Here is a 16,094-nt window from a genome sequence, read left to right as displayed (position 1 = left end):
GCGCGCCGATCCGCGCGCACTCCCCGAGCCGCCACCCGTTCAGGGGAGGTTCGGCGCCTCGTCCGCGCGGATCCACGCGACCGCGGCGAACGGCACGAGGCGGTAGCCCGCCACCGCGTCCGCGCGGCGGGGTGCGCCCGGCTCGTGAAGCGCGAGGTCCAGGTGGTCCGCTCCGGCACGATCGATCGTGCCGGTCAGGCGACGGCCCGAAGCGAGGTGCACCGCGACCCCGGCGCGGCGGCGCACCAGGTCGCGCAGCACGAAGCCGAAGGTGAGGCGGTCGGCCAGCGGTGACCGGGGCGGCGAGGGCCGGGCGGTGCGCAGCAGGTCGGCATGCGGCATCCCGATCGCCACCAGCGCGGAGAACGGGGCGACGACCGCGCCGGCGGGCCCCTCGGCGGGCGCGAGCGCGACCCAGTCCGCGCCGACGCCGGTCACGGCAGCCCGCAGCGTCGCTCCGTCCAGGAGCTCGAACGACGCCGTCACGGGCGTCGCATCGCGGGCGGAGAGCAGCGTCAGGCGCTCCGCGAGCATCACCCGCGACAGCCGGAGGCGCTCCGCCTCGGTGTCCAGCGCCGCCCGCTCGGCCTCCCACTCGGAGGCGAGCTGATCCTCGAGGTCGTCGAAGAAACGGTCCCAGCGCACTCAGCGAGAGTAGGGCACAGCCGCGCGTGGCACCGCGAGTTATCCACAGCTGACCGGGCTCGATTTTCCTGAGAGTTCCCCGTGTGTTCTACTGTCCCCAAGACATCCCCCTGTCGAGATAGGCACCCATGGCAACGACGCCCGCGGGCACCGCCCGCGTACCCTATGCGTCCCGCAGCACGCAGCTCGCAGAGTTCTTCGCGCCGCAGCGGACGCCGTCCACCGCGCTCCCACCGCCGGAGCCGTTCCTGCGCAACCTCACGCTCGGCGTGCTGGAGGTGTTCGCCGGCGTGCGCGAGGTCGATCAGCTCGCTCGCTGGCTCACCGAGGATGCGTACCGCAAGCTCGTGACGAGGGCCAACCTCGCCGCCAGGGCGCGCAGCGCGCGCGGCGCGGCGGCTCGGCGGCCCGTGCACACGATCATGTCGGTGCACGAGTCCTCACCGGCCGACGGCATCATCGAGGCGGTCGTAGTGGTGCGCGGGCCCGCGCGGACGCGGGCACTCGCCGTACGGATCGAGGGCATGGACGGGCGCTGGCGCGCGACCTCACTCGCCCTCCTCTGAGGCGGCGACTCCGCGGCGAGTCACCGGCAACGAACGCGGACGCCGCCGCGGGTGGTCGCGACCTCAGTCGCCATCCTCGTCGATGAGGTCCAGCAGTCCCTTCAGGGCGTCCCGGATCTCGTCGTGATCGTGCTGTCCAGCGCGGCTCTCCGCCGAGATGACGCCCGACCGGTGCACCTTCTTGAAGTCGCCGAAGGGGAATGAGTACGCCCCCTTGGTCTCGTGGTTCTCGTCACGGTCGATGCCGAGGTGCCAGTGGGAGTACTCGGTCCATCCCTCGCGCTCGATGAACGAGTTCTCCTCGTCGGCCGTGGGCGCCGCCTCGGACCAGGCGTCGCGTTCATCTCGGACGACCTTGCCGTCACGGATGAGCGCGCGCGCGTGGCGCAGCGCCGGCTGGTTCAGTTCGATGGACATGACCCGACGCTATGACTGCGGGTGCGGCAGGGCGAGGGGGTTGACGGATGCCGCGGGTCGCGGCATCCGCCCCCGTCACTGCTTGTACGACGCCAGGAAGTTGCCGAGCCGCTCGACGGCCTCCGACAGGACGCGCGCCTCGGGCAGCGTCACGATGCGCAGGTGGTCGGGCGTCGGCCAGTTGAAGCCGGTCCCCTGCACCAGCAGGACGTGCTCGGCGACGAGGAAGTCGTAGACGAGCTTGGCGTCGTCGTGGATCTCGTGGACGTTCGGGTCGAGCCGCGGGAACGCGTACAGCGCGCCCTTCGGCTTCAGGCACGTCACGCCGGGGATGCGCTCCAGGCCCTCCCACGCGGCGTCCCGCTGCTCGTGCAGCCGGCCTTCGGGGGCGATGAGCGCATCGATGGACTGCACGCCCGAGAGCGCGGCCTGCACGGCGTGCTGCGCCGGGACGTTCGGGCACAGGCGCGTGGACGCGAGCAGCTGGATGCCCTCGAGGAAGCCCGCCGCGTGCTTCTTCGGCCCGGTGATGACGAGCCAGCCCGAGCGGTACCCGGCGACGCGATAGGTCTTGGACAGGCCGTTGAAGGTCAGGCAGAGCAGGTCGGGGGCGAGGGTCGCCAGCGGGATGTGCTGCGCACCGTCGAAGAGGATGCGGTCGTAGATCTCGTCGGAGAGCAGCAGGAGCGAGTTCTCGCGTGCGATCTCGACGATGCCTTCGAGCACCTCGCGCGAGTACACCGCGCCGGTGGGATTGTTCGGGTTGATCACCACGATCGCCTTGGTGCGGGGCGTGATCTTCTCGCGGATGTCGTCCAGCGAGGGCTGCCACTCGTCATCGGGGTCGCAGCGGTAGTGCACCGGGGTGCCGCCCGCGAGACTCGTCATGGCCGTCCAGAGCGGGTAGTCCGGCGCCGGGATCAGCACCTCATCGCCCTCGTCGAGCAGTGCCTGCATCGTCATCGTGATGAGCTCGGACACGCCGTTGCCGAGGTACACGTCGTCGGGGTCGAACTGCGGGAAGCCCGGCACCTGCTCGTAGCGTGAGACGACCGCACGGCGGGCCGACATGATGCCCTTGCTGTCGCTGTAGCCGTGGGCGTGAGGGACCGCCTCGATCATGTCGCGCACGATCTGGAACGGCGCCTCGAATCCGAACACCGCCGGGTTGCCGGTGTTGAGCTTGAGGATGGTGTGACCCTCGTCCTGCAGCCGGTCCGCCTCGGCCAGTGCCGCCCCGCGGATCTCGTAGAGAACGTTCTGGAGCTTGCTCGACTGATCGAGGGGACGGAGGCGACTCATCGCTTCAGGATATCCGCGGCCGGCCGGGGCCAATCGACGCGCCGTGGCCCGGCCTCCCCGCTCTCCGCCGATCGCTCACCGGTGAGACGACAGTACGCGGACGAAACCCTGGGGTTCCCCCCTTGGTCTCGTCCGCGCACTGGGGTCTCACGGTCTGTGGGAGAGGTGACGACGGATGCCGCGACCTCGGCCCGCGGGCCGCCTACTTCTTGCGCTGCTCGGCGGCGCGCCGCTGGGCGCGGTTCATCGGCGCCTGCGCCGCGGGCGGGGCGTCGGCATCCGTCCGCTGGCCGAAGGCTCCGCGCTGCGGCTCGGCGGCAGGCGCCTGCTGGGCGGGAGCAGCGGCAGCCGCGGCGGCCGCCTGGCGCAGGCGCGAGGTCGCGGCCTGCTGCACCTGACCGCGGTCGTTGCGCACCTCGACCTCGCCGGCGTCGTTGGACGCCGAGTACTGCAGACGCTGGTTGTCGACGGGCTGCGCCCCCAGGCCCTTCGCCTCGACCTGGGTGACCTGCTCGGCACCCGCTTCGCCCTGGCGACGGACCTCGACCTCGAGGTTGTAGAGGTAGCCGACCGACTCCTCCTTGATCTGTCCCATCATCGCCTGGAACATCTGGTAGCCCTCGCGCTGGTACTCGATGAGCGGGTCGCGCTGGGCCATGGCACGCAGGCCGATGCCGTCCTTGAGGTAGTCCATCTCGTAGAGGTGGTCGCGCCAGCGGCGGTCGAGCACCTGCAGCACCACGCGGCGCTCGAGCTCGCGGGTCGCCGCCTCACCGAGGGTGTTCTGGCGGTTCTCGTAGGCGATGTTCGCGTCAGAGAGGATCTCGCGCTTGAGGCCCTCGGCGGTGATGCCGCCCTTGCGGCCGGCGGCCTCCGCCACGACCTCGTCGATCGTGACGCTCACGGGGTACAGCGTCTTGAGCTCGGTCCAGAGGGCGTCGAAGTCCCAGTTCTCGCTGTGGCCCGAGCCGGTGTGATCGTCGATGACGGCGTTGATCGCGTCCTCGATGAAGTGCTGCACGCGGTCGGCGATGTCGTCGCCCTGCAGGATGTGGCGGCGGTCGGAGTAGATCGCCTCGCGCTGGCGGTTCAGGACGTCGTCGTACTTGAGGACGTTCTTGCGGATCTCGGCGTTGCGGGCCTCGACCTGGCTCTGGGCCGACTTGATCGCGCGCGTGACCATGCCGGACTCGATCGCGACGTCGTCGGGGAAGTTGGTGCGGGCGATGATCGCCTCGGCGGCGCCCGACTGGAACAGGCGCATGAGGTCGTCGGTGAGTGACAGGTAGAAGCGGCTCTCGCCGGGGTCTCCCTGACGGCCGGAGCGACCGCGCAGCTGGTTGTCGATGCGGCGGGACTCGTGGCGCTCGGTGCCGAGCACGTAGAGGCCGCCGGCCTCGACGACCTTGGTGCCCTCGGACGCGACGCGGTCGCGCATCGCCTCGTACACGGCGTCCCACTCGGCCTCGTACTCGTCGGGAGTCTCGACCGGGTCGAGGCCCTTGGTCTTCATCTCCTGCACGGCGAGGAACTCGGCGTTGCCGCCGAGCATGATGTCGGTACCGCGGCCGGCCATGTTCGTGGCGACCGTCACGGCGCCCAGCCGCCCGGCGCGCGCGACGATCTCGGCCTCGCGGGCGTGGTTCTTCGCGTTGAGGACCTCGTGCTTGATGCCCTTCTTGGCCAGCAGGCGCGACAGGTACTCGCTCTTCTCGACGCTCACCGTGCCCACGAGGACCGGCTGCCCGTTCTCGTGGCGCTGCGCGATGTCTTCGACGACCTGGGCGAACTTGGCCGTCTCGTTCTTGTAGACCAGGTCGGCCTGGTCCTTGCGGATCATCGGCTTGTTCGTCGGGATGGGCACGACGCCGAGCTGGTAGGTCGACATGAACTCGGCCGCCTCGGTCTCGGCAGTACCGGTCATGCCGGCGAGCTTGTCGTACAGGCGGAAGTAGTTCTGCAGCGTGACGGTGGCGAGCGTCTGGTTCTCGGCCTTGACCGGAACGGCCTCTTTGGCCTCGATGGCCTGGTGGATGCCCTCGTTGTAGCGCCGGCCGACCAGGATGCGCCCGGTGTGCTCGTCGACGATCATGACCTCGTCGTTCATCACGACGTAGTCGGTGTCGCGCTTGAAGAGCGCCAGCGCCTTGATGGAGTTGTTGAGGAACGAGATCAGCGGTGTGTTGGCCGACTCGTACAGGTTGTCGATGCCGAGGTAGTCCTCGACCTTCTCGATGCCGGGCTCGAGCACGCCGATGGTGCGCTTCTTCTCGTCGACCTCGTAGTCCACGCCAGCCTCGAGCGTCTTGGCGATCTTCGCGAACTCGACGAACCAGCGGTTCGCCTCGCCCGACGACGGGCCGGAGATGATGAGCGGCGTGCGGGCCTCGTCGATGAGGATCGAGTCGACCTCGTCCACGATCGCGTAGAAGTGACCGCGCTGCACGAGGTCCTCCTTGCGCCACGCCATGTTGTCGCGGAGGTAGTCGAAGCCGAACTCGTTGTTCGTGCCGTAGGTGATGTCGCAGTTGTACTGCTCGCGACGTACCTCGGGGGTCTGACCGGCCACGATGGTGCCGGTCGTCATGCCCAGCGCGCGATAGATGCGGCCCATGAGCTCGGACTGGTACGACGCGAGGAAGTCGTTGACGGTGACGACGTGGACGCCCTCGCCTGCGATGGCGTTGAGGTAGACCGGGAAGGCGCCGGTGAGCGTCTTGCCCTCACCGGTCTTCATCTCGGCGATGTTGCCGAGGTGCAGGGCGGCACCGCCCATGATCTGCACGTCGTAGGCGCGCTGGCCGAGGGTGCGCTTCGCCGCCTCGCGCACGGCGGCGAAGGCCTCGGGCATGAGCTGGTCGAGCGTCTCGCCGGCCTGGTACCGGGCGCGCAGCTCCGCGGTCTCGCCCCGGAGCTCTTCGTCGGTGAGGTGCTCGTAGTCCTCTTCGAGGGCGCCGACGGCCTTCACGACCTGCTGGAGCCGCCGGAGGATGCGGCCCTCACCGGCGCGAAGCAGTTTCTCGAGGGGGTTGGCCACGGAGTGTCTCCATCTTCAGGCTTCGGGGTGCGGCGCAACGGCGCCGATGCCGCCCGGGGTGCATGACCCCAGGCATACCTGCCTATGTTATCCACCCGTGACCTTGGTGTGCGCTGGGTGTGAACGGCGGCGCGGCTCGCCGGCGTCGGGTGCGGCATCCGTTGCATGCATTCCGGGTATCTATATACTCGGTGACTACATACTCGGTATGCCCCGACGGAGAGGTGCGACATGGTTGTCTGGCGTCGATGGATCTTCCCGATCCTGCTGGTGCTCGTGCTGGCGGCGGCAGCAGCCGCCCTGGTGAAGATCGCGTTCTTCCCCGACACCGCACCGGCCGCCGCCGTGCAGCCGTCCGCGCAGATCGCCGACCCGGTCGTGGTCGTGGAGCGTGGCGAGGTCGCCAACGCGCTCAGCCTTCCGGGCACGATCGCCCGTGACACGCCTTTCCCGGTCCGCTCCGAGATCGACGGCACCGTGACCGCCGTGCACGTCGGCGAAGGGCAGTCGGTCGCCGCCGGGCAGAAGCTCTTCACGATCAAGCAGACCGACCCCGTCAAGAACATCGACGTGGTGGCCCCGGAGGCCGGCGACGTGACCGAGCTCGCGGTCGTCAAGGGCCAGCCGGCGTCCATCGGCGTCGAGCTCGTGAAGCTCACTCCCGCGCGCTACCACGTGCAGGCCACGGTCGACCCGGTCCAGCTGTACCGGCTGCAGGGCGCGCCGAGCGAGGGATCGGTGACGATCCAGGGCGGCCCCGCGCCGTTCACCTGCACCGGCCTCGAGGTCGACGTCGCCGAAGACGGCACCACCACCGTCACGTGCGCGGTGCCCGGTGACCAGGTCGTCTTCGCCGGGCTGCAGGCGGAGCTCGCCGTCGACCTCGGGACTGTGTCGGACGTCCTGGTCGTCCCCACCACGGCGGTCAAGGGCGGTGCCGGGTCGGGCGTCGTGTGGGTCGACGCCGGGACGGGCGAACTCGAGGAGCGGGATGTCGCCCTCGGCGTCAGCGACGGGACGATCGTCGAGGTGACGACGGGCCTGGACGAGGGCGAGCAGGTGCGCCAGTTCGTGCCCGGGCTCGCCGCCGGCGACGAACCGGTCTGCTACGACGACGGCATGGGCGGCGAGTACTGCGAGCCGGCGGGGTGGAGCTGGTGAGCCTCGTCCGGCTCGAAGGCGTCTCGAAGCACGTGCTGCTTCCCGACGACACCCGGCTCGACATCCTTCGCGGCATCGACTTCGCCGTCGCCGCGGGCGACCACGTCGCGATCGTCGGCCGCAGCGGATCGGGCAAATCGACGCTGCTGAACCTGCTCGGCATGCTCGATACCCCGTCGGACGGCGCGGTGTGGTTCCGCGGTGAGCCGGTGCGCCGCATGCGGCGCGGGCGGCTCGACCGGCTGCGGGGCCGCAACGTCGGCTTCGTCTTCCAGCAGTTCAACCTGCTCGCCGGTCGCACGGCGCTCGAGAACGTCGAGATGCCGCTCGGATATGCATCCGGGCGCGAGTTCTGGCGCCGGCGGCGGACGGCGACGGAGATGCTCGAGCGCGTCGGCCTGGGCCACCGCATCGAGTCGACCCCCGAGCAGATGTCGGGCGGCGAGCAGCAGCGCGTGGCCATCGCGCGGGCGCTGGTGCGTCGCCCCGCGCTGATCCTCGCCGACGAGCCCACGGGCGCCCTCGACGTCGAGACCGGCGCGACGGTCATGGAGCTGCTCGACGAGATCGCGTCGGAGGCCGACGCGGCCCTCGTGACCATCACCCACGACCTGCACGTCGCGGCCCGCGCACGACGCCACTACCGGCTCGACGCCGGGGTGCTGACATCCTTCGACCTCGGCGCCTCGGAGCAGGCGGGCGCTGCCGACCCGACGGCGCCCGAGCTCGCGGCGAGGGTCGCGGAGGGCGGCGACGCGGTGCCGGAGGGCGACGGCGCCTTGGCGGACGACGCCGAACGCGCGGCGGTGGCCTCGTGACCGGGCTCGTGGGCGCGCTCGGCGAAGCCTGGTCGGAGCTGCGGCACCACAAGCTGCGAGTGCTGCTGAGCCTCATCGGCATCGCGGTCTCGGTGGGCGCGCTGACGGCCGTGGTGGCGCTCAGCGAGTATCAGCGGCAGCAGATGACGGAGCAGTCCGACCAGAGCGGCGGCCGCCCGGCGACGGTGTCGATCACGGCCAACCGCACGGACGGCGCCCCCATGGACTGGGAGGCCTTCGACGCGCACGTCGACCGTGTCGCCGAGCGGTACTCGTTCTCCCACCTCACCCGGATCGTCGATCCGGTGCAGCTGCAGGTGCAGACGCCGGAGCAGGTGCGGCCGGTGATGGCGCGCCTGGTCGATCCGGCGTACGCGGTGATCCACCGCTCTCCCCTCCTGGAGGGACGCTGGTTCGATGAGTCCGACGCCGAGCTGCTCGCCCCGCCGGTCGTCATCTCCGAAGCACTGTGGGACGTCTATGGGCGTCCCGCTCTCGGGGCCGGCTTCACGCTGAGCCTGCAGGGCGACGTCGCGGGCTCGTACCCCGTCGTCGGCGTGACGCCGCGCCAGTACCTGGGTGACGAGGAGAAGCGACTCACTCTCATGTACGACTCGTACGCTGCCCGTCGGGATGCGCTGCCGTCGGACGCGATGGTCGCGTGGGAGGTCTGGGCGCCCGAAGACGGCGTCGCCGAGGTGGGCCCCGCCCTCGCGGCCGACCTTCGCGCGGGACAGGACGAGGCCGTTCAGATCACCGTGACGCGCACCGACTGGGCGTCGCGGCCGGACGCGCAGACGTCGATGGCGGCGTTCGAGCTGGTGACCGGAGGGATCGCCGGGCTCGTCCTGCTGCTGGGCGGCCTCGGCCTCGTCAACATCCAGCTGGTCGCCATGCGCCAGCGCATCCGCGAGATCGGGGTGCGTCGCAGCTTCGGCGCGACGCAGGGGCGCATCTTCACGTCGGTGCTGCTCGAGAGCGTCGTGGCCACGGCGGTGGCCGGAGTGATCGGCATCGCGATCGCCGTCGCGGTCCTGCGGGCGCCGTTCGTCATGGAGATGTTCTCGGGGCTCCAGGACATCCCGCCGTTCCCCGTCCGCGCCGCCGTCACCGGGCTCGTCGCCGCCGTGGCCATCGGCGCGCTCGCAGGCTTCATCCCGGCCCTCATGGCCGTCCGCTCCAACGTCATCGACGCGCTGCGGTTCTGACACCGAAGGAGTACCCCATGTCCGTCCGACAGAGCCTGCTGGCGATTCTCGATCAAGGGCCGTGCTACGGCTATCAGCTGCGCGCCGAGTTCGACCGGCGCACCGGTTCGACCTGGCCGCTGAACGTCGGGCAGATCTACAACACCCTTGATCGGCTCGAGCGCGACGGCCTGGTGGAGAAGGGCGACGTCGACGAGCAGGGCCACGTCTACTGGCAGATCACGGATGCCGGAACCGCCGAGGCGCGCGACTGGCTCGCCTCCCCCGTCCAGCGCGGGCAGGGCACGCGCGACGAGCTGGCCATCAAGCTGGCCGTGGCGGCGACTCTCCCCGGCGTCGACGTCGCCGACATCATCCAGACGCAGCGGCGGGCATCGCTCGCCCAGCTGCAGGAGCTGAATCGGGCGAAGTACGCGGGTGCCAACCCGGACGGGCCCGAGGAGCTCGCCTGGTCGCTCGTCGTCGACTCGATGATCTTCGCGGCCGAGGCGGAGGTGCGCTGGCTCGATCACTCCGAGCAGCGTCTGGCGCTCCACCCCGATCACGCGATGGCGCTGGAGCTGTCGACCGAGAAGCCCAAGCGCGGCCGGCCCGCGAAGGCCGAGTCATCCGCCTCCGCGGAGTCTCCGCGATGACCGACACCGTGCTGCGTCTGATCGGCGTGACGCAGCAGTACGGCACCGGTGCGACCGCGGTCTCGGCGCTGTCGGGGGTCGACCTCGAGGTGTGCCGCGGCGAGCTGGTGGCGGTGATGGGCCCGTCGGGCTCCGGCAAATCGACCCTGCTGTCGATCGCCGGGGGCCTGGCGATCCCGACGACGGGCGAGGTCGTCGTGGAGGGGGCGTACCTCAGCGAGCAGTCGCCGAAGCAGCTCGCGCAGCTGCGCCGCCGCTCGCTGGGCTTCGTGTTCCAGGACTTCAACCTCATCCCGACCCTCACCGCTCTCGAGAACGTCACGCTGCCGCTCGAGCTGGACGGACTCCGCGCGCGGACCGTCCGCCGGGCCGGGCGGGACGCGCTCGCGTCGGTCGGCCTGGAGGGCAAGGCGGACTCGTATCCCGACGACCTCTCCGGCGGACAGCAGCAGCGCGTCGCGATCGCCCGCGCCGTCGTCGGGGGGCGCCGCCTGATCCTGGCCGACGAGCCCACCGGCGCTCTGGACTCCGTCACGGGCGAGCTCGTCCTGAAGATGCTGCGGGCGCGGGTGGATGCCGGAGCCGCCGGCATCCTCGTCACCCACGAGGCGCGCCACGCCGCCTTCGCCGACCGCATCGTCTTCCTTCGCGACGGCCGCATCGTCGACGAGTCGCGCCGCCAGAGCGCGGACTCGCTGCTGGCAGCGCGATGACGGGCACCCTCGAGCGCGCCGTCGACACGGCCGCTCCCCCGGTGTCGACCCGTCGTCGTCCGGCGGGCACGGCCCGCTGGCGCATCGCCTTGCGGCTGGCGCGTCGGCAGTTGCAACGCGCCTGGGTGTCGAGCCTGCTCGTGACGACGCTGGTCGCCCTCCCGATCGCGGGGATGACCGGCTTCCTGGTCTACTCGGCGAGCGCCATCGCCACCCCGCAGGAGCGCACGGCGGCCGAGCTCGGCGGCATGGCGGCGTGGATCGCGCCCACGGGCGTGCCGGGGGAAGGATTCTGGCAGGTTCCGGGTGAGCCGGAATGGACCGGGTACCCGATCGACGACGACGGCGTCATGACGATGCCGCACGGCGAACCGCTCGACGACCCGACCGGGCTCCTGCCCGCCGGCACCGAGATCCTGGAGATCTCGCGGGGTTTGGTCTCGGTCGCCACGGACGATGGGTCCGCCGTGGTGCCCGCCTGGGCGGGCACGACGTGGGATCCGCGCTTCGCCGGCGCGTTCGACCTCGTCGCGGGCGATCGTCCGGGCACGACCGGCGGCGCGATGATCACCCCCGCAGCCCGCGAGCGTCTCGGGCTCGAGATCGGTGACACGCTCCGGCTGACGGACGGGGGCGCCCACACGGTGACGGGCACCCTCGCGGCGGCGACGCTCGCCGACGACGACGCCGCGGTGTTCCTTCCGGAGGGCGAGCGGGAGACGGTGCGGGGCACCGAACGGTGGTACCTCCCCGAGTACGAGCTGTCGTGGGCGGATGTGCAGCGCCTGAACGACGAGGGCGGCGTGGTCGCGTACTCGCGGGTCGTGGCACTGGATCCGCCCGCGTTCTCGAACCGCATCTACCCGTCGGCATCCACCGAGCGGTGGGCGAAGCTGTGGCCGCTCGTGCTCACGCTCTCCGCGGCGGGTCTGTTCGCCGGGTACGTCGTGGTGATGCTCGCGGGAGCCGCTTTCGCCGTTGCGGCGCGCCGCCAGCAGCGCGCACTCGCCATCGCCGCGAGTGTGGGCGCGAACCGTCGAGACCTGTCCCGGATCATGCTCCTGCAGGGGGCCGCTCTCGGTCTGGTCGGCGGCGTCGTCGGCGCCGCCTGCGGGATCGGGCTCGCCGCGCTGGTCATAGCGGTGACCTCGGACGGCAGCGCGACCCAGTACTGGGGGTTCCATGTGCCCGGCGATCTCGTCGCCGCAGTGCTCGTCTTCGCCGTGATCGTCGGCACCCTGTCGGCGTGGATGCCCGCCCGCACAGTGGGCCGCACGGATGCGCTCCAGGCGCTTCGCGGCGCGCGGCGCCCGCAGAAGCCGGTGGTCGCGCGCCCGATCTGGGGATCGACGCTCATCGCCCTCGGTGTGGCGATGACGCTGCTGTGCGCATTCGCGGTCGCCGCCATCAACGCCACCGACTTCCTCGGCTACGACTCGCCGCTGCGCTATCTGCCCGCGTACGGGATCGTCGTCGGACCGATCGTGGCTCAGTTCGGCATTCTGCTCTCCGGCCGCTGGCTGCTGTGGACCGCGTCGCGCGGCCTCGCGCACACCGGTGTCGCCGCCAAGCTCGCCTCCAGAGATGCCGCCGCCAACGCCTCGCGGACCGTCCCGGCGTTCGCCGCCATCGCCGCCACGGTGTTCATCGGCATCTTCGCGCTTGCCCAGTCGTCGATGCTGACGGCCCAGACAGCACGTCAGTGGTACTACGACGCGCCGCCCGGCAGCATCGCCATCCCGATCTGGCCCGGCACGTCATCCACGACCGGCGTGCTCGACCCCGCGGACGCCGACGCCGGCGCGACCGCCGCTGTGCAGATCGCCCGTGACGCCGGCGCCGACCGCGCCGCCGTCGTCTCACGCCAGGCGAACGACGTCTGGGCGTACTCGTCCGCCGCCGACGTGCCGGACGAGGTGACCTTCACGATCGCCGTCCTCCCCGAAGAGCACCTGCTCGACCCCGAGGTGGACGACTCCTACACCTCCTTCGGTCAGGATCCGAGCAACCCGATCTCCGTCGTGGACGCCGACGACATCGAAGCGGTGATGGGGGTGACGCTGTCGACCTCCGCCCTCGCCGCCTACCGCGACGGCTCCGCCTTGGTCGCCGACGACCGTTTCGTCCAGCGCGGCGCGATCGAGGTGCAGACGTTCGCCGGCGCCGACGTCTTCGAGGGACGGTTGCCCGACAACGTCTGGCAGCGCTGGCCGGACGCTCCGCCGGTCGCGGACCCGCTGCGTGCCGAGCGACTGGATGCCGTCATCGTCGATGCGCCGCTGCAGCCGGTGGCGATCGCGGTCGCGCCGCGCACCGCCGAGCGCCTGGGTATGGAGCTTGTTGCGGAGCGTGTCGTCGCCCCGATGCCGGAGCCGCCGACGTGGGCCGCGCGCGACCGGATGCAGGCCCAGGCCGAGCTCCTGAGCGGCGCCTCCTTCACGCTCGCTCCGAGTCTCGAGGAGGGACCGCCGAGCGATGCGGCATGGATGACGCCTCTCCTGGCCGCGGTGGCCGTCCTCGTGCTCGGCGCGAGCGCGGTCGCGCTGGGGCTCGCACGATTCGAGCGCCGCCCCGACGACGCGACGCTCGCGGCCGTCGGCGGCACGCGAGGGCTGCGACGGGGCATCGGGTTCTGGCAGGGGCTGCTCATCGCGGGGTTCGGCACGCTGGCGGGCGCCCTCGCCGGCATCCTCCCTCCGATCGGCTTCGCGATCCAGTCCGGCGGCACCCAGCAGCTGGGCGACGTGCCGTGGTGGCTCATCGGCGCTGTGGTCGTGGGGCTCCCGCTCGCGATCGCGGCGGCGAACTGGCTGATCCCGCCCCGTCGTCCCGACCTCACCCGCCGCACCGCCATCACCTGACCGATCCGGCCGCGGTGCGGCATCCTGTCGCCTCCCAGGCGGACCCCGCTACGGTTAACTGTGCACACGAACGCCGATCAGATCGAAGCCGAGGCTCAGACCGAGCCCGCAGCGATGACCTTCTCCGACCTCGGGCTGAGCCAGCCCGTCCTCAAGGCCCTCAAGGACATCGGCTACGAGACCCCTTCGGCGATCCAGGCGGCGACCATTCCGACGCTGCTCGGCGGCCGCGATGTCGTGGGCATGGCGCAGACCGGCACCGGCAAGACGGCCGCGTTCGCGCTGCCGATCATCGACCGCCTCGACCTCGGCCAGAAGACCCCGCAGGCCCTCGTGCTCGCCCCTACGCGCGAGCTCGCGCTGCAGGTCTGCGAGGCGTTCGAGAAGTACGCTGCCCACCTGAAGGACGTGCACATCCTTCCCGTCTACGGCGGACAGGGCTACGGCGTGCAGCTCTCGGCCCTCCGACGCGGCGTGCACATCGTCGTCGGCACCCCCGGTCGCATCATCGACCACCTCGAGAAGGGCACCCTCGACCTCTCGGAGCTGCAGTACCTCGTGCTCGACGAGGCCGACGAGATGCTGAAGATGGGTTTCGCTGAGGACGTCGAGACGATCCTCGCCGAGACCCCCGAGACCAAGCAGGTCGCCCTCTTCTCCGCGACCATGCCTGCGACGATCCGCCGCATGTCGAAGCAGTACCTGCACGACCCCGAAGAGATCACCGTCAAGGCGAAGACGCAGACCTCCGCCAACATCTCGCAGCGCTATCTCGTGACCGCGTGGCAGCAGAAGATGGACGCGCTCACCCGCATCCTCGAGGTCGAGAACTTCGACGGCATGATCGTGTTCGGCCGCACCCGCTCGATCACCGAGGAGATCGCCGAGAAGCTTCGCGCCCGCGGCTACTCCGCCGCCGCGATCAACGGTGACATCGCCCAGCCGCAGCGTGAGAAGACGGTCAACCAGCTCAAGTCGGGCAAGCTCGACATCCTCGTGGCGACCGACGTCGCCGCGCGCGGCCTTGACGTCGAGCGCGTCTCGCACGTCGTGAACTACGACATCCCGACGGATGCCGAGTCCTACGTCCACCGCATCGGCCGCACCGGTCGCGCCGGGCGCTCGGGCGACGCGATCAGCTTCGTCACGCCGCGCGAGCGCGGGCTGGTCAAGATGATCGAGCGCGCCACCCGTCAGGAGCTCACCGAGATCCCCCTGCCGAGCGTCGACGAGGTCAACGTGACCCGGCTGTCGCGCTTCGACGACCGCATCACCGCGGCTCTCGGTGAGGCGGAGCGCATCGAGGCCTTCCGCGACATCGTGGCCCACTACGTGCGCAACCACGACGTGCCCGAGGTCGACGTGGCCGCCGCCCTCGCTGTCGTCGCGCAGGGCGAGACGCCCCTCCTGCTCGAGCCCGACCCCGAGCCGGCCCCGCGACGCGAGCGCACCGAGCGCACCGACCGCGGCGACCGCCCTGCGTTCGGCGACCGCGGCGAGCGCGGTGACCGCCCCGAGCGCCGGACGCCTCGCGAAGGCTTCGCGACGTACCGCATCGCGGTCGGCAAGCGCCAGCGCGTCGAGCCGCGCCAGATCGTCGGCGCGCTTGCGAACGAGGGCGGGCTGCGCCGCGACGACTTCGGCGCGATCAAGATCATGCCCGACTTCTCGCTCGTCGAGCTGCCGGCGAACCTGCCGGCGGGAGCGCTCGACCGCCTCGCCGACACGCGCATCTCGGGGCAGCTCATCGAGCTGCGCCCCGACACCGGGCGTCCGCAGCGGCGCAAGGACGCCACCTCCCGCGGGCACCGCGACGACCGGGGCTCCGGCGACCGCGGGTATGGGGACCGGCCGCGGCGCGAGGGCGGCGAGCGCGGCTCGTACCGGGACTCGGGCTCACGCGACTCGGGTTCGCGCGGTTCGTACGGCGATGACCGGCCGGCGCGCAAGCCCCGCCACAAGCGCAGCGACGGCTGACCGGGGCGGCGGCAGCGGGACGCGGCATCCGTCACCCGTCTTCCCCCGACATGACCTGCGGGTTTCGCCGGCGCGATCCCTCGTGCTGCGCCTGCGCGCAAGCGCAATGAGGCGGGCGGGGCGATGAGCGCCCCGCCCGCTTCATGCGTGAAGTCAGGCGCCGCCCTGCACCGCGAAGAAGATGCCGATCAGCTGCTCCTCGTAGGCGTGGAAGTAGTGGTCGATGCCCTTCCCGTCGGTGGAGTGCGACTCCGGCGCCTTCCCCTTGGGCAGCGTGTCACGCGCGAAGGTGGTGAGCGTCCTCGGAATCCCCGCCTCGGCGGCCATCGCAAGCGCCTCCTGCACCTGCTCCTCGGTGAGCGCCGGGCCTCCGAGGAACTCGTGCCCGGTCTGGAAGAGCTCGATGATGTCGAGCGTCACCCAGTTCTTCGAGTGCGACGCCCCCGCGTTGCCCTGGTCTGACCGGTTCGGAATGTAGCACTCGTGCGCGGACGCGACGCCCGTGCCGGCCAGGACGAGGGCCGTGCTCAGGGCTGCGACCCCGACGATCTTTCTGATCATGGTGTTTCCGTTTCTTCCCCGGGGCGCACGGACGCGCCCCACCCGAGTGCGAGAGTAGGGATCCGGCGGAACTGATACAAGGGATCGGGACGGATGCCGCAGCCCTGGTCCACCGCGCGCATCGCCACGCTCTGCGCGAACAATCCATACGGGCGGGCGCTCGCTTCAGCCTGCTCCCAGCGGCGCCCGTAGG

At 71.0% G+C, this 16,094-nt stretch carries 13 protein-coding genes; 8 read left to right on the top strand and 5 right to left on the bottom strand.

Features of this window, described 5'->3' with window-relative positions; translation table 11 throughout:
* Positions 1 to 39: 39 nt before the first annotated feature.
* On the bottom strand, positions 40 to 645 hold the full coding sequence (locus tag IM767_RS11685; RefSeq protein ID WP_109209978.1) for a hypothetical protein: 606 nt from the start codon (positions 643 to 645) through the stop codon (positions 40 to 42).
* A gap of 128 nt (positions 646 to 773) precedes the next feature.
* On the opposite strand from IM767_RS11685, the gene IM767_RS11680 reads away from it, so the two are divergent.
* The gene (locus IM767_RS11680; protein ID WP_109209977.1) at positions 774 to 1,211 is read left to right on the top strand and encodes an Rv3235 family protein; all 438 of its coding nucleotides are present in this window, start codon (positions 774 to 776) and stop codon (positions 1,209 to 1,211) included.
* Between the two features lie 63 nt (positions 1,212 to 1,274).
* On the opposite strand, the gene IM767_RS11675 is transcribed toward IM767_RS11680, so the two are convergent.
* The 3 genes from IM767_RS11675 to secA form a co-directional block, all read right to left on the bottom strand.
* On the bottom strand, positions 1,275 to 1,628 hold the full coding sequence (locus IM767_RS11675; protein WP_109209976.1) for a hypothetical protein: 354 nt from the start codon (positions 1,626 to 1,628) through the stop codon (positions 1,275 to 1,277).
* Positions 1,629 to 1,703: 75 nt separating this feature from the next.
* Entirely contained in the window at positions 1,704 to 2,930 is a 1,227-nt protein-coding gene (locus IM767_RS11670) for a pyridoxal phosphate-dependent aminotransferase (protein ID WP_109209975.1), read from the bottom strand.
* A gap of 202 nt (positions 2,931 to 3,132) precedes the next feature.
* Positions 3,133 to 5,967, bottom strand: a complete 2,835-nt coding sequence (gene secA, locus IM767_RS11665) for a preprotein translocase subunit SecA (RefSeq protein ID WP_109209974.1) — start codon at positions 5,965 to 5,967, stop codon at positions 3,133 to 3,135.
* A gap of 231 nt (positions 5,968 to 6,198) precedes the next feature.
* Between secA and IM767_RS11660 the strand changes: the two genes are divergently transcribed.
* The 7 genes from IM767_RS11660 (at position 6,199) to IM767_RS11630 (ending at position 15,340) form a co-directional block, all read left to right on the top strand.
* Positions 6,199 to 7,128 carry an efflux RND transporter periplasmic adaptor subunit gene (locus IM767_RS11660; protein ID WP_109209973.1) on the top strand — a complete coding sequence of 310 codons (930 nt, stop codon included), beginning with the start codon at positions 6,199 to 6,201 and terminating at the stop codon, positions 7,126 to 7,128.
* A complete protein-coding gene (locus IM767_RS11655; protein ID WP_109210084.1) occupies positions 7,125 to 7,946 on the top strand; it encodes an ABC transporter ATP-binding protein in 822 nt (273 codons plus the stop codon). The genes IM767_RS11660 and IM767_RS11655 overlap by 4 nt, the downstream gene beginning before the upstream one ends.
* Positions 7,943 to 9,154 carry an ABC transporter permease gene (locus IM767_RS11650; RefSeq protein ID WP_109209972.1) on the top strand — a complete coding sequence of 404 codons (1,212 nt, stop codon included), beginning with the start codon at positions 7,943 to 7,945 and terminating at the stop codon, positions 9,152 to 9,154. The genes IM767_RS11655 and IM767_RS11650 overlap by 4 nt, the downstream gene beginning before the upstream one ends.
* 17 nt (positions 9,155 to 9,171) lie before the next feature.
* Entirely contained in the window at positions 9,172 to 9,789 is a 618-nt protein-coding gene (locus IM767_RS11645; protein ID WP_109209971.1) for a PadR family transcriptional regulator, read from the top strand.
* Entirely contained in the window at positions 9,786 to 10,502 is a 717-nt protein-coding gene (locus IM767_RS11640) for an ABC transporter ATP-binding protein (protein ID WP_109209970.1), read from the top strand. Before IM767_RS11645 ends, IM767_RS11640 begins: the two co-directional genes overlap by 4 nt.
* Positions 10,499 to 13,363 carry an ABC transporter permease gene (locus IM767_RS11635; protein ID WP_198425875.1) on the top strand — a complete coding sequence of 955 codons (2,865 nt, stop codon included), beginning with the start codon at positions 10,499 to 10,501 and terminating at the stop codon, positions 13,361 to 13,363. Before IM767_RS11640 ends, IM767_RS11635 begins: the two co-directional genes overlap by 4 nt.
* A 114-nt stretch (positions 13,364 to 13,477) precedes the next feature.
* The gene (locus IM767_RS11630) at positions 13,478 to 15,340 is read left to right on the top strand and encodes a DEAD/DEAH box helicase (protein ID WP_109210082.1); all 1,863 of its coding nucleotides are present in this window, start codon (positions 13,478 to 13,480) and stop codon (positions 15,338 to 15,340) included.
* Positions 15,341 to 15,493: 153 nt separating this feature from the next.
* Here the strand turns inward: IM767_RS11630 and IM767_RS11625 are convergent, their stop codons facing one another.
* On the bottom strand, positions 15,494 to 15,901 hold the full coding sequence (locus tag IM767_RS11625) for a hypothetical protein (RefSeq protein ID WP_109209969.1): 408 nt from the start codon (positions 15,899 to 15,901) through the stop codon (positions 15,494 to 15,496).
* Positions 15,902 to 16,094 lie beyond the last annotated feature (193 nt).

Source organism: Microbacterium ureisolvens (genome assembly GCF_015278315.1).
In the GTDB taxonomy this organism is placed as follows: Bacteria; Actinomycetota; Actinomycetes; order Actinomycetales; family Microbacteriaceae; genus Microbacterium; species Microbacterium ureisolvens.
This window is presented reverse-complemented; position numbering and strand designations above follow the sequence as displayed.